This window comes from Pseudomonas sp. FP1742 (assembly GCF_030687145.1).
GTDB lineage: Bacteria > Pseudomonadota > Gammaproteobacteria > Pseudomonadales > Pseudomonadaceae > Aquipseudomonas > Aquipseudomonas frederiksbergensis_D.
The window spans coordinates 4,232,204-4,255,761 of record NZ_CP117460.1; the positions used below are offsets into that span (position 1 = coordinate 4,232,204).

The window sequence follows — 23,558 nt, forward strand, 5'->3', positions numbered from 1 at the left end:
CACTGCGCCAGGAATTTTTTTCATGAGCCACCCGAATTTCGTCAGCCCTGACCTGATCCGCCAACGCTTCTCCAAAGCGATGTCCGACATGTACCGCGAAGAAGTGCCGCTGTACGGCGCGCTGATGGAATTGGTGGAACAGACCAACCGCCACGTGCTGGACAGCGACCCGCAGATCGCCCGCCAACTGCACAGCACCGGCGAAATCCAGCGGCTGGACCTGGAACGCCACGGTGCGATCCGCGTCGGCACCGCCGCTGAACTGGCGACCCTCGCCCGCTTGTTCGCGGTAATGGGCATGCAGCCGGTGGGCTACTACGACCTGACCCCGGCCGGCGTGCCGGTGCATTCCACCGCGTTCCGCGCCGTGCATGAGGCGGCGTTGCAGGTCAGCCCGTTCCGGGTGTTCACCTCGCTACTGCGCCTGGAACTGATCGAAGACACCGAACTGCGGGCCTTTGCCCAGTCGGTACTGGACCAGCGTTCAATCTTCACCCCGGCCGCGCTGACGCTCATCGAGCGCGCCGAAACCCAGGGAGGGCTGACCGAATACGAGGCGCAGGACTTCGTCGCGCAAGCCCTGGAAACCTTCCGCTGGCACCACAGCGCCACCGTCACCGCCGAGCAGTACCAGCAACTCAGCGCCCAGCATCGACTGATCGCCGACGTGGTGGCCTTCAAAGGCCCACACATCAATCACCTGACACCACGCACCCTGGACATCGATATCGTCCAGGCACAAATGCCCGCCCACGGCATTACCCCCAAAGCGGTGATCGAAGGCCCGCCCCGCCGCCACTGCCCGATTCTGCTGCGTCAGACCAGTTTCAAGGCGCTGGACGAGCCGATTGCGTTTACCGATCAAGCGCAGACGCGCGGCAGCCACAGCGCCCGCTTCGGTGAAATCGAACAGCGCGGCGCAGCGCTCACGCCTAAGGGCCGGGCGCTTTACGACCGTTTGCTCAACGCCGCCCGGGATGAGCTCAAGGAGTTCCCCAACGAAGCCAATGCCGCACGCTACAACGCGCTAATGACGCAGCACTTTGGCGAATTCCCTGACACCGTTGAAGAAATGCGCCAACAGGAACTGGCGTACTTTCGCTACTTCGTGACCGAAAAAGGTCTGGCGGCGGATGATCTGAAAGGCGCGTCGCTGGAGGATTTGCTCCGTGACGGGTATGTGCGGGTAGAACCGCTGGTGTACGAAGATTTCCTGCCGGTCAGTGCGGCGGGGATTTTTCAGTCGAACCTCGGGGACGCGGCGCAAACCCAATATGGTGTGCACTCGAACCAACAGGCGTTCGAAAAGGCGCTGGGACGGTCGACGATTGATGAGTTGGGCTTGTATGCCGAGACGCAGCGGCGATCGATTGAAGAGTGTTTTGCAGCATTGGGCTTGAAGGTTACCGATTAGGCGTTATGGCCGCGAAAAGATCGCAGCCCTGCGGCAGCTCCTGCAGAAATACGTATTTCATGCAGGAGGGGCCGCCCCGTCGTTCGTCGCGTCGTTGCCGGCACGGCACATTTTCGACCTTTTAAGCCGCACCGCCCTTGGCCTGTTGCTCCAGGTGCAGTTGCAGCTCTGGATCGATCTTCAGTGCAGCGGCCAGTTCGTCCAGATAATTGCGCTCGGCATCCTGCTGATCGTCCACCAGCATCACGCTGGCCAGGTACATCTCGGCGGCCATGCCCGGGTCCTGGGCGGACTGCGCCACATCGGCGGCATCCAGCGGCCGGGCGACTTCGTCATCGAGCCATTGTTGCAGTTGCGGGTCGTCGGTATGGCGGCCGATTTCAGTGCTGATCATTTGTTTCTCGGCGTCGTCGATACGGCCGTCGGCCTTGGCGGCGGCGATCAAGGCGCGAAGGATGGCGTGGCTGTGGTCTTCGATTTCCGGACCGGACAACAGATCAACGGTACGCGGCGCCTGTTGGGGTGCCGAGGCCTGGCTGCGTTGCCATGCCTGATAGGCCTGGAACGCCATCATCCCCAAAGAGGCCAACGCCGCATAGTTGGTGCCGCCCGAGCGCGTTTGGCTTGAACCGCCCGAAGGGGAACCGCCGCCCAACAGACCACCGAGCAAACCTCCCAGACCTCCGCCGCCAGCACCTCCACCCGCGCTGCCACCCAACAGGCCACCGAGCAAGCCACCCAAATCGCCCAAGCCGCCTTGAGTCGACGCCGCACCACCACCTTGTTGCGACAACGAGCCCTGGCCAGCTCGCAGTAATTGCTCAAGCAAATCGCTGGTGTTCATGACGACGTCCTCATTGATGGGCAGAAACCAAGTCAGGCAACGATAGTCCTCGCCGGACATTCCGCCAACTCCGTCTGGCTGACGTCAAAAGATGCCTCTTCACACTCCTGACAGAAACTGACAGCGCCTCCTTTTATGCTGCGTCCACCTTCTAATGGAGCAACCCCATGATCACTCCCCGTTTCATTTTGCTTTTCGTGGACAACCCCGCCGTCAGTGCACGGTTTTATGAGTTTCTGCTGGAGCGCAAGCCCGTGGAAGAATCGCCGACCTTCGCCCTGTTTGTCCTGGACGACGGCTATAAACTGGGGCTCTGGTCGCGGCATACCGCCGAACCTGCAACGACTGTAACGGGCGGCGGGACCGAGCTGGCGTTCCCGGTGGAGTCTGCCGAACAGGTCGATGCACTGTTTGCCAAGTGGAGCGCTCTCGGGCTGACCATGCTGCAAACACCGACCGAACTCGACTTCGGTCGCACCTTCGTCGCCCTTGACCCGGATAGCCATCGGCTGCGGGTGTTCTTTCCTCATTAAGCTGACAACACAGGCAGACAACGCTCATGACGTACCCCGGATATTTCCGGGGTATTTTTTTGCGCGGCGTCTAAGATTCAAAGGTGGTGAACCTTATCCCCGAAAATCCGGTCGATACCTGCAACCCGATCCGGTTTGCCGACGCCCTCAATAGCAGGGTGATAACTGGCTTGCTTCATTTTCTGGAGAACGCCCCCGTGATATCCACCGTACACATCGCCAGGCTCAAAGCATGGGGCGCCCATGGTTTTACCGCCACCGGCGTGGTCACAGCCTTTCTCGCGACCCTCGCCCTGCTGGAAAACCAGCCCACCAATTGCCTGCTGTGGCTGGGCGTGGCGCTGATTGTCGACGGGCTGGACGGTGCGCTGGCGCGCAAGGTCAATGTACAGTCGGTGCTGCCGAGTTTCGACGGTTCGATCCTTGACCTGGTGATCGATTACCTGACGTATGTGTTCATTCCGGCGCTGTTCATCTATCGCTACATTCCGTTGCCGGACTACACCCTGCTGCTGACCGTGTCGCTGATTCTGGTGTCGTCGCTGTTTTGCTTCTGCAACGTCAATATGAAAAGCACAGACAATTATTTTCAGGGCTTCCCCGCCGCGTGGAACGTAGTCGCGCTGTGCCTGTACATCATCGATCCGTCGCCGTGGATCACCTTGCTCACCGTCATCGGCCTGGCGCTATTGACCGTGACCCGGATGAAATTCCTGCACCCGTTCCGCGTGCGGCGGTTCATGCCGATCAACATTGCCGTGACGGCCATCTGGTTGCTGTGCAGTTTGTCGCTGGTGGTCAACCATCCAGTGATCAACCCGATGGTCATGGGGCTTTGGTTGCTGATGTCGGCGTACTTCCTGGGGATCTGCATCTGGCGCACGGCGCTGGAGTGGTTCGACGGCTCGCGGCTCAAATAGGCACTGCAATCATGCCCATCCATATCGTGCGACTCGGTTCACCCCGCACCGCAAATGAAGGCCTGCGCCTGGGCACGGTACGCCGCCCGCCCCGTGGCGTACCGAAGGCCGAATTCGCCAGCCGTGATTTCTATGATGTGTGGCAACCGCTGCTGTCCCCCAGCCCCGAACTGGTGGCCGAAGCCAAGGCGGCAGAAGATGCCAAAGCCTGGGAGAACTTCAAGCGCAAGTTCAAGGCCGAGATGAACCATCCCGCGCCCAGTCAGTTGCTGGACCTGCTGGCCGCCCTCTCCCATCAAACCTCACTGGCCGTTGGGTGTTACTGCGAAGACGAGGCGCGTTGCCACCGGTCCGTATTGCGCGAGCTACTTGAGGCCCGGGGCGCAAAGGTTGTTTAGATAAAAAGAACACCACAAATCCCCTGTGGGAGCGGGCTTGCCCGCGAAGAGGCCATCACATTCAACATCCATATCGCCTGACACACCGCCTTCGCGAGCAAGCCCGCTCCCACATCAGAATTTCGGCGTGCCCTACATCGCGTGAACACCACAAATCCCTGTGGGAGCGGGCTTGCCCGCGAAGAGGCCATCACATTCGACATCCATATCGCCTGACACACCGCCTTCGCGAGCAAGCCCGCTCCCACATCAGAATTTCGGCGTGCCCTACATCGCATGAATATTGCGCTGCTCTGCCGGCCCGTTCGAGCGGCCAGGCGCCCCTGAGTCTGATCATGGTCAATAATGAAAGGATTGAGATGTATTGAACGACCACCGCCTGCTCGCCAACCCACGGGAGGATTGTCATGTCTGGTCAATCACGCTTCATGCTGGTCGCTTCACCGCTGATGGAACACAGCCCCGCCTTCGACCGGGCGGCGGCGCTGGCCAAGGCCGAGGGTGCGGCCCTGCACATCGTGGCTTTCGACTATCTGGAAGGCCTGGCGACCGCCAGCTTGGTCAACGAAAAGGCCCTGGAACAGATGCGCCTGGGGTACATCGAGCGCCACCGTCAATGGCTTGAGGAGCAGGCGCATCCCTTGCGCAAGATCGGTGTGCACGTCACCACGGAAGTGACCTGGGTCGAACATCCGTTGGAGGAAATCCTGATTCACCTCAAAGAGCAGCCAATGGACGTGCTGATCAAGGCGCTGGAGCATCAATCGCGGCTGTCGCGGCTGTCGCGGCTGGTGTTTACACCCCTCGACGTACATTTGTTGCGTGAATGCCCGGTGCCGCTGCATTTCGTCAGCCATGCCACTCGTGCGTTACCGCGCAAGATCGTCGCCGCGATCGACCCGTATCATCGCGATGATCAATACAAAAGCTTCAACGACCGGATCCTTCACGAAGCGTCGAAACTGGCGAGCGCCTGCAACGCCGAGCTCGATGTGGTCTACGCCTATGACCTTTCAGCCATCAGCGCGGACGAGTTCAACTTCTACAACGGTTCGGCGCTTCTCTCTTCGGGCCAGGTCAAGACCTTGTACGACCTTCAGGAGGATGCGTTCAACGAACTGGCCGCGCGCAACGGCATCGCGCCGGAGCAGCGGCACATGGTCATGGGCAACCCGACCAAGGTGCTGACCCACTACGCCGAGACCCATGATGTGGATGTGATCGTCATGGGCCGGATCGGCCATCGCGGCATGGGCCGGTTGATCGGCAGCACGGTGGAGCATGTGCTGTACAAAATGCCGTGCAGCGTGTGGGTGGTGTACACCGAATCACTGGATGAGTGACTGCAACGGCTGAATACCAAATTGTGCACATACCTTTGTGGACGCGCCCCCTGTGGCGAGGGGGCTTGTCGGAACGCCGCACCGCCCCGTTCGGCTGCGAAGCAGTCGCAAAGCTTTTGGGGCCGCTTCGCGACCCAACGGGGGCAAGCCCCCTCGCCACAGAAGGTCGCGCCCACAGGGATTTTACGTTCTCGACTCAACGCCGGGTGATCACCACCTCCAGGTATTCACCGGGCACCACCAGCGACCGCTCCCCTGCTCGGTTCAGGCGCTTGAGCAGTTCCGTCAGGTCGTTTTCCAGGGCGGCGGCCCCTTCAGGTGGCAGGGTGGCGAAGGCCTTGTGAACCGGGCCATACCAGCTGCGGAAGGTATCGATGAAATGGGCGGGCGAACGATAGCGGAAGTTGAATAAGCGTCGTGTCACCTGAAGCACGAAGTCGCGCTGATCGAAATGCGAGTGCAACCACGCTTCGGAGCCCCAGTTTGAAGGCGGTTGCGCCCCTACGGGTGGCGGCATGTGGCGCCCCAGGACCTTGAACATCTGGCCGACAAAGCCTTCGGGCGTCCAGTTGGCAAGGCCGATCCGGCCTCCCGGACGACACACCCGCGCCAGTTCCGCAGCCGCCTTGGGTTGATCGGGCGTAAACATCACCCCAAAGGTCGAGAGCACGGCATCGAAACTGGCATCCTCGAAAGGTAGCGCCTCGGCGTCGGCCACCTGAAAGGTCACGTTCAGGTGTTCCGCCCGTGCCCGGTCTTCGCCGCGTTCAAGCAACTTGGCCACATAGTCGGTGGACGTGACCTTACAACCCCGACGCGCAGCGGCAAGCGTTGCATTACCGTTGCCCGCGGCGACGTCCAGCACCCGCTCATCACAGAGCAAGTCACAGGCTTCGGCCAATAGCTCGCCGACGATCTGTAAAGTGGTGCCGATCACGGCATAGTCACCGCTGGCCCACGCAGTCATCTGACGGTTTTTCAGGGCGGTGAGATCAATGGGTGTGCTCATGAAGTCTGCTCCGCTGCGGGTTGGAACGGGTCCCGGCTTACTCCGCCGTGGTGGGGTCGATGATGCTCATGACTCGGGAAACGCTGTTGATCGGAAAGCCACCTTGTTTGGCGTGCTCCCTGATGAGCTCTTCGCTCGGCGCGATGTACACGCAATAAATCTTGTCGCCCGTGACGTAACTCTGCTGCCATTGCACTTCTGGCCCCAACCCGCGCAACACATCGCAGGATTTTTGCGAGATCGCTTTGAGTTCCTGTTGCGGCAGTGCGCCGGCTCCCGGAAGCTCGCGCTCAATAATGAACTTAGGCATGACAACCTCCCTTTCATGATCGTGATGACAGGGTCGCAAGTGACCCTGTCCACAAACTAAAGCTCCCGGATACGTATCCGTCCTGCCCGATCGTCCGGCAGACTCACGAATGGCACCGCTCTCCGATGCATGGTCGTTGATCTGTAACGCGGCATTGACAGGTTGGCGTGCTTGACCGGAACAGGTTACGCGGCAGGCGCCTTGGCCTCTTCCAACAGCTGCCGAATCATCTGCTCCTGAGTCTCGTACCGACCCTCGCCAAAGTGGCTGTAACGCACCTGCCCCTTGGCATCGATCAGGTAGTGAGCCGGCCAGTACTGGTTGTCGAAGGCGCGCCAGATCGCGTAGTTGTTGTCGATCGCCACCGGGTAGGTGATACCGAGTTTCTGCACCTGATCGCGGACGTTGTCGAGGATGCGTTCGTAACCGTATTCAGGGGTGTGCACGCCGATCACCACCAGGCCGTCCTTTTCGTATTTTTTCGCCCAGTCCTTCACGTAGGGCAAGGTGTGCTGGCAGTTGATGCAGTCGTAGGTCCAGAAATCCACCAGCACCACCTTGCCGCGCAGGGAGTCGTTACTCAGCGCCGGCGAGTTGAGCCATTCGACCGCGCCGGAGAGTGACGGCATCGCGCCTTTGGCCGCGTCCATCGAGTCGGCCTTGACCTTGCTGACCAGGTAATCGACCACTTTCGGCACGGTTTCCAGCACCTGCTGTTCAACGGTCGTGACGCCTTCGGACGAAGTGCCGGCGAGCAGTCTGTTATCGGTTCCGGTGGCGATGACCGCCGCCGCGACCAACACCCCGGCACCCGCGCCGCGACGCAGCCAACCGGTGACCGGAATCGACGGTTTCAAGCGATTGACCAAGCCGCGACCGGCGAAGATCAAGGTGCCCAGGGACAACGCGCTGCCCAGGCCATACGCAACCAGCAGCAGGCTGGTCTGGGCATTGGCGCCTTGCAGCATGGCGCCGGTGAGGATCACTCCGAGGATCGGCCCGGCACATGGCGCCCAGAGCAGACCAGTGGCGACGCCGATCATCACCGAGCCCAGCGGGCCGGACATTTTGCGGGTGTTGGGGTCGAGGCGATTGCCCAGCAACACGAACGGCCGCGCCAGCCAGCCACCGATGCGGGCGGAGATCAGCGACAGCGCAAACAGCACCATCACGATCAGCGCCACATGGCGGCCCGTGTTGTTGGCTTGCACCACCCAATCGCTGCTGACCACGGCCAGGCTGGAGACCAGGGCGAAGGTCAGGGCCATGCCGCCGAGGGTGAGCAGGATCGAGGTGCGTGTGCGTTTAACACCGGCAAACAGAAACGGCACGACCGGGAGGATGCACGGGCTGAGGACGGTCAAAATGCCGCCCAGGAACGCGATGAGAAACATGGGATCACCTTGAAAATGTGAAGGACGATATACCGCCGTTCCCATGTGGGAGGGCTTGCTCGCGAAGGCGGTGTGTCAGTCGACATCAATCTTGAATGTACCGGCCTCTTCGCGAGCAAGCCCGCTCCCACACTGGAACTACGGGAATGTACAGAGCGGTGCCTGGCTTCAGGCCTCCAACTGCTGGCCCTGCGGCGTGCGGCTGTAGCCGTTCTCTGCAATCAGTTGCCCCTGCGGTGTGCGGCTGGAACCATCCTCAGCCACCAGCGGCGTCAGTTGGAAGCAGGTGCTGCTGCCACAGCTGTTCTGTTCAACAGCCGCGTTGGCATGAGCGGCGACGCCGGCTACGGAAAAGACGATGGCGGTCAAAAAGCGGGTGACGTTGTTCATGGGGTTCTTCCTGTTTCAAAAAAGGGATTGATAACGGGTGAGCAAAGGACTCAGTTGTCTTCGTTGCAGTTGTCAGCGAATTTGCGGTAATCAAGGGCCTGGGTTTTGCCTTGGGAATCCAGGTAGGTCATCCGCGCATTCACGATCCCGCAGGAAGGCGTGGCGTCCTCTTTCATCGACAGCACTTTCTGGATGTCCAGGTGCGTGCCATAGGTGTAGGTTCGCGGGGTGACATCGGCTTCGGCACGGGCCGACAAGGTGCAGATGTTCAGGGCGGCAAACAGGCAGGCGGCGTAGACGGCTTTGGTATTCATGGTGGTTTCCTCGGGGCTTCAATGGGTCAATCGTTGCCAAATCGTTGATGGGGCCGAGGCGGTTTGGGTTTGCCTCGATGGAAGCCATTAGAAGCCCGCGAGGTATCCCGTCTGTGTCCGGAACAGGCGCGAGTAAATTGCTATGTATCAACACCGGCCGGCGATACACAGCGATACAAACCCCCTGAAACCGGCTGTTTTTGCGTCCCCGTGTATCCTCCGACAGGCCAGATACACTGCAATACAAACCGCTGCGGGCGAGCGAGCCTTGACTCGGTAGACTGCGCGAAAACTCCTACTCAAGAGGCATGGCGACCATGGAACACGTCGATCACATTCTCATCGTGGACGATGACCGCGAGATCCGGGAACTGGTAGGCAATTACCTGAAGAAGAACGGCCTGCGCACCACCGTGGTGGCGGATGGACGGCAGATGCGCGCGTTTCTGGAGACCACGCCGGTGGACCTGATCGTGCTCGACATCATGATGCCGGGCGACGATGGCCTGCTGCTCTGCCGCGAGCTGCGCGCCGGTAAACACAAGGCCACGCCGGTGCTGATGCTCACCGCGCGCAACGATGAAACCGACCGCATCATCGGCCTGGAAATGGGCGCCGACGACTACCTGGTCAAACCGTTCGCCGCCCGTGAACTGCTCGCCCGGATCAACGCCGTACTGCGGCGCACGCGGATGCTGCCGCCGAATCTGGTGATCACCGAAAGCGGTCGCCTGCTGGCGTTCGGTCGCTGGCGCCTGGACACCTCGGCCCGGCATCTGCTGGATCAGGACGGCACCATGGTCGCCCTCAGCGGCGCGGAATATCGTTTGCTGCGGGTGTTCCTCGATCATCCTCAGCGGGTGCTCAATCGCGACCAGTTGCTCAACCTGACTCAAGGGCGCGACGCCGACCTGTTTGACCGCTCGATCGATTTGCTGGTCAGCCGCTTGCGTCAGCGCCTGCTCGACGACGCCCGGGAACCGGCCTACATCAAGACCGTACGCAGCGAAGGCTATGTGTTTTCCCTGCCGGTGGAAGTGCTCGGTGCGCCGTCATGAACCTTGCGCTGCACTGGCCCCGCACGCTGGCCTCGCGGCTGTCGCTGATTTTCCTGATCGGCCTGATCCTCGCCCAGGCGCTGTCCTTTGGCGCGCAGTACTACGAGCGTTATGAAAGTGCAAAAAATACGATGTTGGGCAATCTGGAAACCGACGTTTCGACCTCCCTCGCCATCCTCGACCGCTTGCCCGCCAACGAACGAGCGAGCTGGCTGCAGCGCCTGGAACGCACCAACTATGGTTATCTGCTGAATGAAGGTTCGCCCGGCACACCGATGGCGCCCAGCGATGTGCCGATTGCTGTCCCCTCGATTCAGGACGCCATCGGTCATGAGTATCCGCTGACTTTTACCGACATCCCTGGCCCGAAGAAACACTTCCAGGCCCATCTGAAACTGAAGGACGGCAGCCCCGTCACCATCGACGTGCGACCCGCGATGGTGCCTTTGTCCCCGTGGCTACCGGCGGTATTACTGGGACAACTGGCGCTGCTGATCGCCTGCACCTGGCTGGCCGTGAGAATCGCCATCCGCCCGCTCACCCGCCTCGCCCAAGCCGTGGAAACCCTCGACCCCAACACCCACGCCGTGCACCTCGATGAAAAAGGCCCGACCGAAGTCGCCTACGCCGCCAGGGCATTCAATGCCATGCAGGCACGCATCGCGGCGTATCTCAAGGAGCGCATGCAACTGTTGGCGGCGATTTCCCACGACCTGCAAACCCCGATCACGCGCATGAAACTGCGTGCCGAATTCATGGACGACTCCAGCGAAAAAGACAAACTGTGGAATGACCTCGGCGAGATGGAACACCTGGTGCGCGAAGGCGTGGCCTACGCCCGCAGCATCCATGGCGCCACCGAGGAAAGTCGCCGCACCGATCTGGATTCGTTCCTCGACAGCCTGGTGTTCGACTATCAGGACATGGGCAAAGACGTGCAGCTGGGCGGCAAAAGCGCCGCAGTGATCGACACCCGGCCCCATGCCTTGCGGCGAGTGCTGGTGAACCTGGTGGACAACGCGCTGAAATTCGCTGGCGCGGCTGAGTTGTGGGTGGAAACGAAGGCCGACGGCAGCTTGTCGGTGAAGGTCATGGACCGAGGGCCGGGGATTGCCGAAGAGCAATTGGCCCAGGTGATGCAGCCGTTCTACCGCGTGGAGAATTCGCGTAATCGCAGCACCGGCGGGACCGGCTTGGGGTTGGCGATTGCCCAGCAGCTGGCGCTGGCGATTGGCGGGTCACTGACCTTGAGCAATCGCGTAGACGGTGGGTTGTGTGCGGAGCTCAAGTTGCCAAAGCCCCAATAAACACCACCAATCCCTGTGGGAGCGGGCTTGCTCGCGAAGAGGCCAGCACATTCAATATTGATTTTGACTGACACACCGCCTTCGCGAGCAAGCCCGCTCCCACCTTGGGGTTGTGGTGGTTGGGGAGAATTGTGTGAGCGGTGAATAGTGCAGAGCCCAAGTTGCCAAAGCCCCAATAAACACCACCAATCCCTGTGGGAGCGGGCTTGCCCGCGAAGGGGCCAGCACATTCAATATTGATTTTGACTGACACACCGCCTTCGCGAGCAAGCCCGCTCCCACAGGGATATTCGGTGTTTGGGGAGAATTGTGTGAGCGGTGAATAGTGCAGAGCCCAAGTTGCCAAAGCCCCAATAAACACCACCAATCCCTGTGGGAGCGGGCTTGCTCGCGAAGGGGCCAGCACATTCAATATTGATTTTGACTGACACACCGCCTTCGCGAGCAAGCCCGCTCCCACCTTGGGGTTGTGGTGGTTGGGGGAATGGTGCGGTCAGGTCGCTATACCGATTACCCCTTCTCCATGCATCTGCCGCAACAACGCCAACCCGCTGTCCATGAACTCCCGTGCCCCGGCCATCCCTGCCTCCACCGCCAGCCCTTCCAGCTGCGCTCGGCCATCGAGCCGGGGTAATTCCCCGATCCGCTGCAACAACCGCCACGCCAATGGGCTCAGTTCGGAAAACTTCACGCTCCAGTCCTCGGCCCGCCTGACCAACAGCAACGTCGGCTGAGTCGGTGGCACTTGCGGCCGGTAATCCGGCCCCACCTTTTGCACCGGCCAGCCATAGGCCAACGGCCAGGCCAGTGGCGAAACCTGCAACGGGCGGTCCGGCAGCAGCCAGGCATCGCTGGCCGACAGCGGCTCGGCGTCGGATTGTTGCAGCGCCATTTCCACCCATTCGTAATGCGCCAGCTCGACCATGAACGGTGGCCACGGCCCATCGTTCAGCGCCAGCGGCATCGATGCGAGGAACTCGACAAACTCCCGGGCGATCTCGCCGAATTTTGGCGTGTGAGCGCGGTAGTCCCGCAGGAAGATTCGCACCAGAGAACGCCAGTCACTGTCCCCCAGTATTCTCACCAACACCGGAAAGGTGCCACTGAGCAACGACGACAGGTTCGAGAACACCAGGTCGCGATAAACCTGCGCCCGTGCCACGTCCATCCCGGCGGGTGGAGCACAGTGGTCGGGGTCGCGCAGGTAGCGAGTCAAGGTGTCTTGCTGCTGATACAGCGTCGGTTTATCCACGGTTCGCCTCCTCTTGCAGTCGGCGGATGGTCAGCAACTCGCTGACCAGTTCAGAGAACGCCGGGTAATTGAAGTCCCGTTCAAGCAGCGTCGGCTGTACGCCGAACCGCGCATACGCCTCGGCCAGCAAAGCCCAGACCACCGGTTTGACCGAGGCGCCGTGGGTGTCGATTTTCAGCGTGTCGGATTCGTCGAAATGCCCCGCCACGTGCATTGCGACTACCCGCCCCGTGTCGATGCCCGCCAGAAACGTCTGCGGATCGAAACCGTGATTGATCGAGTTGACGTAGACATTGTTGACGTCCAGCAGCAGGTCGCAATCGGCTTCGCGCAGCACTGCGTCGGTGAATGTCAGTTCGTCCATGTCCTGCCGAGGCGCGGCGTAGTACGAGACGTTTTCCACCGCCAGGCGCCGACCGAGGATGTCCTGTGCCTGACGAATTCTGGCGGCCACGTGGTGCACCGCTTCTTCGGTGAACGGCAACGGCAGCAGATCGTAAAGATGCCCGTCATCGCTGCAGTAGCTCAGGTGTTCGCTGTACAGCGGCACCTTATGGTGATCGAGGAAAATCCGTACTTCCTGCAGGAAGCCGACATCCAGCGGCGCTGGCCCGCCCAGCGACAAGGACAAGCCGTGACAGGACAACGGATAACGCTCGGCCAGGGCACGAAACGCCGCGCCGTGAGCGCCGCCGATGCCGATCCAGTTTTCCGGCGCGACTTCCAGAAAGTCGAAAGCGCCCGCCGGGGCTGCTTGAAGGTCCTTTATCAAACCACGGCGCAAGCCTAGCCCGACGGTCGCCTGCACAGATGTGAGGGGAATTTGCATGGTGTCGATCTCATCCTGGGATCCGGTCTCCAGCGCCTGAACACTCAGTGCCGGCCGGCAGGCCCAGTCAAGCGCCTCGGTGTGTCGGGTCTGTGTGCGCAAACACCCCTCTTCTCAGCGCACTGTATCGGACAGGCAGCCAGATACAGAGGGATACACGAACTAGACTTATCGATTACCCCCGTAGGGGAGCCAGGACGCGGTTATCGTCCTGTTCATTCCCACGATTACCGCCCACAGGTGCATGCCTCGACAAACAATGCCTGCGGGCTGTGATCCTGCTGAAGGAGCACACATGATGGACGAGGCCAGACTCAATGATTTCATGGGCAAACTGGTGAGCGACATGGGTGGCGCGGCGATGCTCGCCAACGTCATCCTCGGCGAAGAGCTCGGCCTGTACCGGGCCATGGCCGACAGCCAGCCAGTCACCCCCGAAGTACTCGCCGAAAAGACCGGCTGCAATACCCGCCTGCTGCGTGAATGGCTCAGCGCCCACGCTGCCTCCGGTTACATGGAACACCATGACGGCCAGTTCCGCCTGCCCGAAGAGCAAGCCCTGGCGCTGGCGATCGAAGACTCACCGGTGTATGTAGCCGGCGGTATGGCGGTGGTTGCGTCGTTTTTTCATGACAAGGACAAACTGGTCAACGCCATGCGCGGCAACGGCGCCCTGCCCTGGGGCGATCACCATCCGTGCATGTTCAGCGGCACCGAGCGGTTCTTCCGCCCAGGCTACAAGGCGCATCTGGTCAGCGAATGGCTGCCGGCGCTCGACGGGGTGGTCGCCAAACTGGAAGCCGGCGCGAAAGTGGCGGACATCGGCTGCGGCCACGGCGCCTCGACCGTGATCATGGCCCAGGCTTTCCCCGAGTCGCGGTTCGTCGGTTTCGATTACCACGCGCCTTCGATCACCGTCGCCACCCAGCGCGCCGAAGAAGGTGGCGTGTCCGGACGGGCACGGTTCTTCCAGGGCACCGCCAAGAGCTATCCGGGCGACGACTATGACCTGATCTGCTATTTCGACTGCCTGCACGACATGGGTGACCCGGTGGGCGCCGCACGGCATGCCTATGAATCGCTCAAACCCGACGGCACGGTGCTGCTGGTGGAGCCCTTCGCCAACGACACGCTAGACGAGAACGCCAACCCGGTGGGACGGCTGTTCTACGCCGCCTCGACCTTTATCTGCACACCTAACTCGCTGTCCCAGGAGGTCGGCCTCGGGCTCGGTGCCCAGGCGGGCGAGGCACGGTTGCGCAAGGTCTTCACCGAGGCGGGGTTCACCCAGTTCCGGCGAGCCACGGAAACGCCGTTCAACCTGATTCTGGAGGCGCGTAAATAACGCCCGGCTCATCATCCGGGCAGGTTGGTCTGCCCGGATGCAACGGATGAAACCGGACCCTGTGGTCAGTTCAGACGCTCACCCAGGTTTTCAGCCTTGAGAACATCGAACAGCGCCTGCGCCGCCGCCGACAGCTCTTGCCCTGTCGTCAGCACCCCGATCGCCCGTTCCACCACCGGGTCGCGCAGGGTGATGCACCGCGCGCCCAGCTCGCGCATCTGCCCGGCGCACAATGCCGGCACCGCGCTCACGCCCAAGCCGCTGGCCACCATTCGCCCGACCGTTGCCAACTGATGACTTTCAAACTCCACCGGCAATTTCATGCCCCGCGCCTGTAGATGTTCTTCAAGCATCACCCGCACCGTGGAGGGTCGCTGCAACGTGATGAACGGCTCTCTGAGCAAGGTCTGCCAATCGATGTCGCCCAGGTCCGCCAACGGTGAATCAAGCGGCACCACCGCCACAAACCGGTCGATGTACAACGGAGTGAATTGCAGCGACGAACTCTGGGTCGGCTCAAACGCCACGCCCAGCTCCACCTGGCGGTCGCGGACCATTTCCAGCACCTGCTCGTTGATCACGTCGTTCACCGTAACGTTGACCTTGGGATAACGCGCGCGGAAGGTCTTGAGGATCGGCGGCAACAAGTTGCCGGCAAACGACGGCATCGCCGCCAGCGTCACGCGGCCGCGTTGAAGGGTGAAGCGTTGGCGCAGTTCATCCTCGGCATTGTCCCAGTCCGCGATCAAACGACGGGCCAGTGGCAGCAGCGATTCGCCTTCCGCGGTCAGCGCGACGTTACGGGTATTGCGGGTGAACAGGCGCCCGCCCAGGCCGTCCTCCAGCGCCTTGATGGTCAGGCTCAGCGCCGATTGGGACAGGTGCAGCCGCTCACAAGCCACGGCAAAGCTCAAACTCTGGGCCACGGCCAGGAAGGCGCGGATCTGTTTAACGGTCATGGCCACTGTCTCCAACGTAGCGCGCACTCATTGGTGAGTTTTATCTATCAATCAACCTTAAAAATCAACTTAACAAATAAATCCTGTGGCGAGACACTCCCTCCCCATCCGGCTAGCCAGCCGCCCACAAAGAATAAAAGAGGTGCATATGGCAGGGTTCGACAAGCGCGTGTATTCCTATGAAGAAGCGATGGCCGGTCTGGAAGACGGCATGACCGTGATCTCCGGCGGCTTCGGCCTGTGCGGGATTCCGGAAAACCTCATTGCCGAGATCCAGCACCGGGGCACGCGTGACCTCACCGTGGTCTCCAACAACTGCGGCGTCGATGGTTTCGGTCTCGGCGTGCTGCTGGTAGACCGGCAGATCCGTAAAGTGGTGGCCTCCTACGTCGGCGAAAACGCCCTGTTCGAGAAGCAACTGCTGAGCGGCGAAATCGAAGTCGTCCTGACCCCTCAAGGCACCCTCGCCGAGAAAATGCGCGCAGGCGGCGCCGGCATCCCGGCGTTCTTTACCGCCACCGGCGTCGGCACTCCAGTCGCCGAAGGCAAGGAAGTGCGCGAATTCAAGGGCCGCCAGTACCTGATGGAAGAATCCATCACCGGTGACTTCGCCATCGTCAAAGGCTGGAAAGCCGACCACTTCGGTAACGTGGTCTATCGCCACACCGCCCAGAACTTCAACCCGCTGGCCGCCACTGCCGGCAAGATCACCGTGGTCGAAGTCGAAGAAATCGTCGAACCCGGCGAACTGGACCCGTCGCAGATCCACACCCCTGGCATCTACGTCGACCGGGTCATTTGCGGCACGTTCGAAAAGCGCATCGAACAGCGCACCGTGCGTAAGTGATCCCCTGCCCCCGGACCGAATGAAGGAATAACAACAATGGCACTTTCCCGCGAACAAATGGCTCAGCGCGTCGCCCGCGAAATGCAGGACGGCTACTACGTGAACCTGGGCATCGGCATTCCGACCCTGGTCGCCAACTACATCCCCGAAGGCATGGAAGTCATGCTGCAATCGGAAAACGGCCTGCTCGGCATGGGCGCCTTTCCGACCGACGCCGAAGTCGACGCCGACATGATCAACGCCGGCAAGCAAACCGTGACCGCGCGTATTGGCGCATCGATTTTCTCCTCCGCCGAATCGTTCGCGATGATCCGCGGTGGCCATATCGACCTGACCGTGCTCGGCGCATTTGAAGTGGACGTCGAAGGTAATATCGCCTCCTGGATGATCCCCGGTAAACTGGTCAAGGGCATGGGCGGCGCGATGGACCTGGTGGCCGGTGCGGACAACATCATCGTCACCATGACCCACGCCTCCAAGGACGGCGAGTCGAAACTGCTGCCCCGCTGCAGCCTGCCGCTGACCGGCGCCGGTTGCATCAAACGCGTACTGACCGACCTGGCCTATCTGGAGATCCGGGATGGCGCGTTCATTCTCAAGGAACGCGCGCCGGGTGTGAGCGTCGAGGAAATCGTAGCCAAAACCGCCGGCAAACTGATCGTGCCTGACCACGTCCCGGAAATGCAGTTCACTGCCCAGTGAGGAATCCGTCCATGCAAGACGTTGTAATTGTTGCTGCCACTCGCACTGCCATCGGCAGTTTCCAGGGGGCGTTGGCCAATGTGTCCGCGGTTGATCTCGGTGCTGCGGTGATCCGCCAGTTGCTGGCGCAAACCGATCTGGACCCGGCGCAGGTCGATGAAGTGATCATGGGCCAGGTATTGACCGCTGGCGCCGGGCAAAACCCTGCGCGCCAGGCTGCGATCAAGGCTGGCCTGCCCCACGCCGTACCGGCCATGACCCTGAACAAGGTCTGCGGCTCGGGCCTCAAAGCCCTGCACCTGGCGGCGCAGGCGATTCGCTGCGGCGATGCCGAGGTGATCATCGCCGGTGGTCAGGAAAACATGAGCCTGGCCAATTACGTGCTGCCGGGCGCCCGTACCGGACTGCGCATGGGCCACAGCCAGATCGTCGACACGATGATCAGCGACGGTTTGTGGGATGCGTTCAACGATTACCACATGGGCATCACCGCCGAGAACCTGGTGGACAAATACGGCATCAGCCGTGAAGCCCAGGACGCCTTCGCGGCCGCCTCGCAACAGAAAGCCGTGGCCGCCATCGAAGCCGGGCGTTTCGTCGATGAAATCACCCCGATCCTGATCCCCCAGCGCAAGGGCGATCCACTGGCCTTCGCCACCGATGAACAGCCGCGGGCCGGCACTACCGCCGAGTCCCTGGGCAAACTGAAAGCGGCCTTCAAGAAGGACGGTTCGGTGACCGCCGGTAATGCTTCTTCGCTGAACGACGGCGCGGCCGCGGTGATCCTGATGAGCGCCGCAAAAGCCAAGGCCCTCGGCCTGCCGGTACTGGCAAAAATCGCCGCCTATGCCAACGCGGGCGTCGACCCGGCAATCATGGGCATCGGCCCGGTGTCGGCCACTCGTCGTTGCCTGGACAAGGCCGGTTGGTCCATCGATCAACTGGAGCTGATCGAGGCCAACGAAGCCTTCGCCGCGCAATCCCTGGCGGTGGCCAAGGACCTGGAATGGGACCTGAGCAAGGTCAACGTCAACGGTGGCGCGATTGCCCTGGGCCATCCGATTGGAGCCTCGGGTTGCCGGGTGCTGGTGACCTTGCTGCACGAGATGATCAAGCGTGACGCCAAGAAAGGTCTGGCCACCCTGTGCATCGGCGGTGGTCAGGGCGTGGCGTTGGCCATCGAGCGCTAGCCCGAGACCGCGTTATCGTTCATCGCGGGCAAGCCCGCTCCCACACTGGATCTCCTGTGAGCACAGAATATGTGAACACCACCGATCAAATGTGGGAGCGGGCTTGCTCGCGAAGAAGCCCGACCAGGCAACACCCCTCCCGAGTCAGGCCACGAACTGCAGGATCAACCAACTATTCGCCCCGCTGATCACCCCAAACAACCCCCACGCCAACACCCGCGTTGGCAGCCGATTCACAAACGGCCCCATGAGCGTCTGATCGTTGGTTATGCGAATCAACGGATACAACGCGAACGGCAATTGCAAGCTCAACACCACTTGGCTCAACACCAGCAGCTTGCCGATCGCCCCATCGCCCATCAGCCACACGCCGATGAACGCCGGGATCAGCGCCAGCCCGCGAGTGATCAAGCGCCGTTGCCAGCAGGGCAAGCGCAGGTTCAGGTAGCCCTCCATGATCACCTGGCCCGCGATGGTGCCGGTGAAGGTCGAGCTTTGCCCCGACGCCAGCAATGCCACGCCAAACAGCCCGCTGGCCAACGCCCCGCCCACCAATGGATCGAGCAAGTGATAGGCATCCTGGATGTCGACCACGTCACTGTGTCCAGTATTGTGGAATGCCGCGGCAGCCAGAATCAGGATCGCCGCGTTGACCAGCAGTGCCAGGGCCAGAGAGCCGATGGTGTCGATGCGCGCCAGTTTGACCGCGTCCTGCTTGCTGGCCAGGTCCTTGCCGATCATCCGGGTCTGCACGATCGAGGTATGCAGGAACAAGTTATGCGGCATCACCGTGGCCCCGAGAATACCGATGGCCAGGTACAACGGCGCCGCATCGCCAATCGTCGAAAGTGACGGTGTGAAACCCCGGGCGACATCCGGCCAATACGGTTTGATCAGCCACAGCTCGACGAAGAAACACGCGCCGATAGTGCCCACCAGCACCAGCATGATCGCCTCCAACCGGCGGAAGCCGCGGTTTTGCAAGGCCAATACCAGCAACGTGTCGAACGCGGTGAGCGCGATGCCGAACGTCAGCGAACAACCCAGCAGCAAGTGGAACGCCAGCGCACAGCCGAGCACTTCGGCGAGGTCGGTGGCGATGATCGAAATTTCCGCCAGCAGCCACTGGGTCCGTGCGGTCCGCGTGCTGTAGCGCTCACGGCACAACTGCGCAAGATCGCGCCCGGTGGCGATACCCAGGCGCGAGCACAAACACTGCACCACCATCCCCGCCAGACTCGCCAGCAACACCACGAACAACAGGCTGTAGCCAAACCGCGAACCGGCCTCGATGGCAGTGGCCCAGTTACCCGGGTCCATGTAGCCGATGGACACCAGCAAACCGGGGCCGGCAAAACGCAGAACGCGTTTAAAGAAGGGTGCACGAGGGTCAACGGCAACCGTGCCGGCCACTTCCGGTGGGCAAAACGGCGCGGTGCCGACTTTGGGCAAACTGAATTTCACGCAAGCATCCGTCAACAGGTGGGAGCGCGCAGCTTAGACGTTTCGCGCACGCGGGTGTAGGCGCTCAGCGCTTGCCCAGAGGCCTCCTTAAGCAATCCATCGCCCGCAATGCTAACGTGACCGGCTCACACCGATGGAGAAGCGTGCGTGCTGATGCTCAAACTGCTGGTGATTCCGGGGTTTCTGTTGCTGATTTCCCTGGCCGGAAAGCGCTGGGGGCCAAGCGTGGCCGGTTGGTTGTCGGGGTTGCCGGTGGTGGTCGGGCCGATTCTGTTGTTCCTCGCCCTCGAGCAAGGCCAGGTGTTCGCCGCTCAGGCGGCAACGGCGGCGCTGTCGGCGATGTTCGCGATGATTGCCTTCTGCGTGACCTACGCCCAGGTAGCACAACGCTCGAGCTGGCCGTGGGCGTTGGCGAGTTCGCTACTGGTCTGGGCGCTGACGGCTGTTGCGCTGTCGCTGATCCCGCCCTCGCTGGTGTTCTCGGTGATCGCCGCCGCTATTGCATTACTGGCCGCGCCGTACCTGTTTCCCTCGGTGCAACCCATCGTTTCAGGCCCGGCACCGAAGTCCGACAAACTGCTGCTGCGCATGACGGCTGGCGCCCTGCTCACGTTGGCCGTGACGTTGCTGGCCAGCACCGTCGGCGAGCGCTGGAGCGGCCTGCTCGCGGTATTCCCGGTGCTGGGCAGTGTGATGGCGGTGTTTTCCCAGCAGACTCGCGGGCCGGCGTTTACGGCAGCGTTGCTCAGGGCCACGGCGACCGGGATGTATTCGTTTGCGGCGTTTTGCCTGGTGCTGGCATTGTCGTTACCGAGGTTGGGCTGGATCGGATTTGTATTGGGGATAGGCACATCATTGGGGATGCTGTTGGTGACTAAGCAACGGGCATTGCGCCCAATACCTTATCGTTTCAGCGAACAGCAGCGATGATCGCCATGCACCCTGCGTAGCAGCTGCTACAAATCGCGATCCATGGGATGATCGCCGTCAAAGCGCGACCACCCTACGGAGAGTTTGAATGTCATTGTTGAGTAAAAAAGCCGTTGTTCTGCTACTGACAGCGGCTGCCAGCCTGGGGGCCTTGAATGCGCAGGCGGCCAAGGCCACTTCCAGCGACAAAGCGCCGACCCAGAAGGTCTCGATGCTTGGCGGCAAGTTCACCTTCACCCTGCCCAAGGGTTTCATCGCCAACCCGCTGCCGGCCGGCGACGCGGCCACCGGTACCGCCGGGGCGACAGGCACGATGTACACCAACCAGGCCACTAAAACCGTGGTGATCGCCGCCGAAAACACCATCCCTGGCGGCGCCAACGTCAAGGACAACGACGGTGAGTTCCTCGACTCCACCGTGTCCGCTTTTGCCACCGAGCAACGCAACGCCTTGCCGGACTTCAACAAGCTGAGCGAAAAAAGCCTGACCCAGAAAGGCACGGGCCTGGGCCTGCGACAGATCGACAGCACCGCCACCCAGGGCGGCGGCATGACCCTCGACACCTCGCTGATGGCCGCTTCCGGCACTCGCATGGCCATCATTCAGGTCATCTCCCGCCCCAACGACAAAACCGGCCACGAAACGCTGGTGAACCAGATCATTTCCGGCAAATAAACCCGACCGGCTCAGGGATTGAGGCGCTGCAACCAGGCGCTCAAATCCTCTATCTCGGCCGCACTGATGCTGTGGCCGACACCTTCGTAGGCATGAAACTCAGGCTTGAGTGACAGGCGTTGCAACAGGCTGTCGGCCTCGGTGCCGTCGTTGTAGGGCAGGCGTTTGTCGGCGGTGCCATGACCGATGAAAATCGCCAGCGGCTGGCGTTTTTCATCCGGTTTGAGTTCGGACTTGAGCACCGGCAGGATGCGCCCGCTCAACGCAGCAATGCCACCCACTGCCTCGGGATGACGCAACGCGACCTCGTAGGACATGATCGCGCCCTGGCTGAAGCCCACCAGGAAAACCTTGTCCGTTTCGGTGTGATATTTCTTCGCTGCTTGTGCGACGAAATCCAGCAGCACCTGGCCGCTGGCCTTCAGGTCGTCCGTCTCGCCGTTGTAGGCACCCTCGCCCTTTTTGCGAAACCACTGGTAACTGCCCTCTTCCAACGTCATCGGCGCCCGCACCGACAGGTAGTTGTACTGCGGCGGTAATTCATCCTTGATGCCGAACAGGTCCTGCTCGTTACTGCCGTAACCGTGCAGGAAAATCACCAGGGGTTGGTTACGAGACTCAGCGTTGGCCTGCTCCAGGTATTTGAGCGGCAGATCGGTGTGCAACGGGGTTTGAGCGTGGACGGCGGTGGACGCCAGGAGCGTGAGCAGAGCGAGAAACTTCAACATAAACCTTCCTTCACAGCGCGCAGGATTCGGGGCAGAGCCTAACACTGTGAGGCGGGATGTTGATGATGCCCAGGCATCTTCGCCGCTGCTGAGGCCGTCTTCGCGAGCGAGCCCGCTCCCACATAGTCCTGCGAACACCATTCCACTGTGGGAGCGGGCTTGCTCGCGAAGAGGCCCTGAAGCCCGCTGAAAGACTCTCGGTAAACACCTCAGTCGTTGACCAGTTTCCCGGCCCGGATCGGCTCGCGCCCGGCGACTTTCGCCTGCCAGGTACCTGGTTGCGTATAACGCCCGCGATCGAGGGCAAACAGCACGCCACTGGTCCCGGCACACACCGTGGTAACCCGGTCATTCAGCGGGTCGACCACTTCAAACAACGCATCTCCCCGCTCCACCCATTCGCCCGAGTCCCGCAGGAAACTGACCACCCCGTGGTGCGGTGCAAACAGGTACTCGGTGCCTTCGAACGGCAAGCCTTCACAGCATTCGCTCGGCGCTGGCGGCCAGGTGCCGGTGATGAAACCCTGTTCGGCGAGAAACCCCAGGATCGCCTCGCAATTGGCCTGGGCCTGATCGACCCGGGTATCGCCCATGCTGCCCAGCTCCAGCGTGGTCGCCAGGTTGGCCGGCGGGATCGCTGCCTCGGGAAACGCCCGCGCCAGGCGCAACCACGGCGTAGAACACGACTCGTCGAAAGAGCTGCCACCGGAATCCTCACACAGCAACGCCACCGCGGCCTTCAACCGAGCCGCCAGGGAGCGCCACTGCGGCCAATGCTGCGGCAAGGCATAGAGGTGAATCGCCGCGTCGAAATCGCAATGCAAGTCGAGGGTGATGTCGGCCTCGCAGGCGTGACGCAGCAGCAAGCGGTGCATGGCCTCCAATTGCGAAAGCGGTGCCGGCAAACCGTCGAGCACCTGGCCCATGGTCTGGCGGATCAGCGCGATGTTGGCCTGGGCGTCATCACCCAATTGATCGCCGATCAACGCGGCCACCGGTGCACTGAGCTCAACGAACGCGCGGTTGAAATTCTTGCCGCTGCCCAGTTCGAAGCGGCCCATGTGGCTGCCTTGCAGGTGCTGATCGAGGCCGATGGGATTGGCCACCGGCACCAGTTCGATGATGCCCTGAAGTTGCCCCTGGGTTTCGAGTTCAGCCAGACGCTGCTTCAGTTCCCAGGCAGTGCGCATGCCCGGCAGCTCATCCGCGTGCAGGCTGGCCTGGATATAAACCTTGCGAGTGCCCGCGCCATAACGAAACACACTGAGCGAGCGTTCAGTCCCCAGATGACTCCAGGGCAGTGGATGGTCGATGCGTTGCATGGGGACTCCGATATAAAGGGCTCCGAGATCACTTGTGGGAGCGGGCTTGCCCGCGAAGAGGCCATCACATTCAACCTCCA

At 61.5% G+C, this 23,558-nt stretch carries 25 protein-coding genes; 13 read left to right on the plus strand and 12 right to left on the minus strand.

Translation table 11 applies throughout. From position 1 onward, the window contains the following. The first annotated feature begins 22 nt into the window (after window positions 1-22). On the plus strand, window positions 23-1,414 hold the full coding sequence (locus tag PSH64_RS18850; protein WP_305478194.1) for a VOC family protein: 1,392 nt from the start codon (window positions 23-25) through the stop codon (window positions 1,412-1,414). 121 nt (window positions 1,415-1,535) lie between these two features. On the opposite strand, the gene PSH64_RS18855 is transcribed toward PSH64_RS18850, so the two are convergent. After that, window positions 1,536-2,318: a tellurite resistance TerB family protein gene (locus PSH64_RS18855; RefSeq protein WP_019582702.1), complete on the minus strand. Its 783-nt coding sequence runs from the start codon at window positions 2,316-2,318 to the stop codon at window positions 1,536-1,538. 107 nt (window positions 2,319-2,425) lie between these two features. On the opposite strand from PSH64_RS18855, the gene PSH64_RS18860 reads away from it, so the two are divergent. From PSH64_RS18860 to PSH64_RS18875, 4 genes are all read left to right on the plus strand, one after another. Then, window positions 2,426-2,791: a VOC family protein gene (locus PSH64_RS18860; protein WP_018928044.1), complete on the plus strand. Its 366-nt coding sequence runs from the start codon at window positions 2,426-2,428 to the stop codon at window positions 2,789-2,791. 197 nt (window positions 2,792-2,988) lie between these two features. Next, on the plus strand, window positions 2,989-3,711 hold the full coding sequence (pcsA, locus tag PSH64_RS18865; RefSeq protein ID WP_305478195.1) for a phosphatidylcholine synthase: 723 nt from the start codon (window positions 2,989-2,991) through the stop codon (window positions 3,709-3,711). 11 nt (window positions 3,712-3,722) lie between these two features. Then, window positions 3,723-4,109, plus strand: a complete 387-nt coding sequence (locus PSH64_RS18870; protein ID WP_305478196.1) for a DUF488 domain-containing protein — start codon at window positions 3,723-3,725, stop codon at window positions 4,107-4,109. A 407-nt stretch (window positions 4,110-4,516) separates the two neighbouring features. Continuing rightward, window positions 4,517-5,452, plus strand: coding sequence for a universal stress protein (locus PSH64_RS18875; RefSeq protein WP_305478197.1), 936 nt, complete (start codon window positions 4,517-4,519; stop codon window positions 5,450-5,452). A gap of 196 nt (window positions 5,453-5,648) precedes the next feature. Here PSH64_RS18875 and PSH64_RS18880 read toward each other — a convergent pair whose 3' ends face one another. From PSH64_RS18880 to PSH64_RS18900, 5 genes are all read right to left on the minus strand, one after another. After that, window positions 5,649-6,461, minus strand: a complete 813-nt coding sequence (locus PSH64_RS18880; protein ID WP_305478198.1) for a class I SAM-dependent methyltransferase — start codon at window positions 6,459-6,461, stop codon at window positions 5,649-5,651. A 37-nt stretch (window positions 6,462-6,498) separates the two neighbouring features. Continuing rightward, on the minus strand, window positions 6,499-6,771 hold the full coding sequence (locus PSH64_RS18885) for a DUF4242 domain-containing protein (protein ID WP_105349015.1): 273 nt from the start codon (window positions 6,769-6,771) through the stop codon (window positions 6,499-6,501). A 185-nt stretch (window positions 6,772-6,956) separates the two neighbouring features. Further along, complete coding sequence (locus PSH64_RS18890) at window positions 6,957-8,165, minus strand: cytochrome c biogenesis protein DipZ (protein WP_305478199.1); 1,209 nt, start codon at window positions 8,163-8,165, stop codon at window positions 6,957-6,959. Window positions 8,166-8,333: 168 nt separating this feature from the next. Further along, entirely contained in the window at window positions 8,334-8,555 is a 222-nt protein-coding gene (locus PSH64_RS18895; protein ID WP_105349020.1) for a hypothetical protein, read from the minus strand. Window positions 8,556-8,605: 50 nt separating this feature from the next. Then, the gene (locus PSH64_RS18900; protein WP_305478200.1) at window positions 8,606-8,869 is read right to left on the minus strand and encodes a DUF2790 domain-containing protein; all 264 of its coding nucleotides are present in this window, start codon (window positions 8,867-8,869) and stop codon (window positions 8,606-8,608) included. Between the two features lie 317 nt (window positions 8,870-9,186). On the opposite strand from PSH64_RS18900, the gene PSH64_RS18905 reads away from it, so the two are divergent. Together PSH64_RS18905 and PSH64_RS18910 are read left to right on the plus strand one after the other, a co-directional pair. Further along, entirely contained in the window at window positions 9,187-9,927 is a 741-nt protein-coding gene (locus PSH64_RS18905) for a response regulator (protein ID WP_026286577.1), read from the plus strand. Then, window positions 9,924-11,234 (plus strand): ATP-binding protein, encoded by a 1,311-nt coding sequence (locus tag PSH64_RS18910; protein ID WP_105349023.1) that lies wholly within the window; start codon window positions 9,924-9,926, stop codon window positions 11,232-11,234. The genes PSH64_RS18905 and PSH64_RS18910 overlap by 4 nt, the downstream gene beginning before the upstream one ends. Window positions 11,235-11,727: 493 nt before the next feature. Here the strand turns inward: PSH64_RS18910 and PSH64_RS18915 are convergent, their stop codons facing one another. Next, on the minus strand, window positions 11,728-12,486 hold the full coding sequence (locus PSH64_RS18915; protein ID WP_305478201.1) for a DUF2063 domain-containing protein: 759 nt from the start codon (window positions 12,484-12,486) through the stop codon (window positions 11,728-11,730). Then, window positions 12,479-13,315, minus strand: a complete 837-nt coding sequence (locus PSH64_RS18920) for a DUF692 domain-containing protein (RefSeq protein ID WP_305478202.1) — start codon at window positions 13,313-13,315, stop codon at window positions 12,479-12,481. The genes PSH64_RS18915 and PSH64_RS18920 overlap by 8 nt, the downstream gene beginning before the upstream one ends. 298 nt (window positions 13,316-13,613) lie before the next feature. On the opposite strand from PSH64_RS18920, the gene PSH64_RS18925 reads away from it, so the two are divergent. Continuing rightward, a complete protein-coding gene (locus PSH64_RS18925; RefSeq protein ID WP_305481185.1) occupies window positions 13,614-14,660 on the plus strand; it encodes a class I SAM-dependent methyltransferase in 1,047 nt (348 codons plus the stop codon). Between the two features lie 65 nt (window positions 14,661-14,725). Here PSH64_RS18925 and PSH64_RS18930 read toward each other — a convergent pair whose 3' ends face one another. Then, a complete protein-coding gene (locus PSH64_RS18930; RefSeq protein ID WP_305478203.1) occupies window positions 14,726-15,619 on the minus strand; it encodes a LysR family transcriptional regulator in 894 nt (297 codons plus the stop codon). Window positions 15,620-15,767: 148 nt separating this feature from the next. Here PSH64_RS18930 and PSH64_RS18935 point away from each other — a divergent pair, with 148 nt between their 5' ends. The 3 genes from PSH64_RS18935 to PSH64_RS18945 are packed head-to-tail and all read left to right on the plus strand — an operon-like array spanning window position 15,768 to window position 18,358. Next, window positions 15,768-16,466, plus strand: a complete 699-nt coding sequence (locus PSH64_RS18935) for a CoA transferase subunit A (protein WP_105349030.1) — start codon at window positions 15,768-15,770, stop codon at window positions 16,464-16,466. A gap of 36 nt (window positions 16,467-16,502) precedes the next feature. Further along, complete coding sequence (locus tag PSH64_RS18940) at window positions 16,503-17,168, plus strand: CoA transferase subunit B (RefSeq protein WP_305478205.1); 666 nt, start codon at window positions 16,503-16,505, stop codon at window positions 17,166-17,168. Between the two features lie 11 nt (window positions 17,169-17,179). Further along, a complete protein-coding gene (locus PSH64_RS18945; protein ID WP_028940391.1) occupies window positions 17,180-18,358 on the plus strand; it encodes an acetyl-CoA C-acetyltransferase in 1,179 nt (392 codons plus the stop codon). A gap of 144 nt (window positions 18,359-18,502) precedes the next feature. On the opposite strand, the gene PSH64_RS18950 is transcribed toward PSH64_RS18945, so the two are convergent. Beyond that, complete coding sequence (locus PSH64_RS18950) at window positions 18,503-19,822, minus strand: Nramp family divalent metal transporter (RefSeq protein ID WP_305478206.1); 1,320 nt, start codon at window positions 19,820-19,822, stop codon at window positions 18,503-18,505. Between the two features lie 147 nt (window positions 19,823-19,969). On the opposite strand from PSH64_RS18950, the gene PSH64_RS18955 reads away from it, so the two are divergent. Together PSH64_RS18955 and PSH64_RS18960 are read left to right on the plus strand one after the other, a co-directional pair. Then, the gene (locus PSH64_RS18955; protein ID WP_105349041.1) at window positions 19,970-20,752 is read left to right on the plus strand and encodes a hypothetical protein; all 783 of its coding nucleotides are present in this window, start codon (window positions 19,970-19,972) and stop codon (window positions 20,750-20,752) included. A gap of 88 nt (window positions 20,753-20,840) precedes the next feature. Next, complete coding sequence (locus PSH64_RS18960; RefSeq protein ID WP_105349043.1) at window positions 20,841-21,428, plus strand: hypothetical protein; 588 nt, start codon at window positions 20,841-20,843, stop codon at window positions 21,426-21,428. Window positions 21,429-21,439: 11 nt separating this feature from the next. Here the strand turns inward: PSH64_RS18960 and PSH64_RS18965 are convergent, their stop codons facing one another. Both PSH64_RS18965 and PSH64_RS18970 read right to left on the minus strand, forming a co-directional pair. Further along, window positions 21,440-22,156, minus strand: a complete 717-nt coding sequence (locus PSH64_RS18965; protein ID WP_105349046.1) for an alpha/beta hydrolase — start codon at window positions 22,154-22,156, stop codon at window positions 21,440-21,442. A 209-nt stretch (window positions 22,157-22,365) separates the two neighbouring features. Then, window positions 22,366-23,478 carry a succinylglutamate desuccinylase/aspartoacylase family protein gene (locus tag PSH64_RS18970; RefSeq protein ID WP_305478207.1) on the minus strand — a complete coding sequence of 371 codons (1,113 nt, stop codon included), beginning with the start codon at window positions 23,476-23,478 and terminating at the stop codon, window positions 22,366-22,368. Window positions 23,479-23,558: the final 80 nt, after the last annotated feature.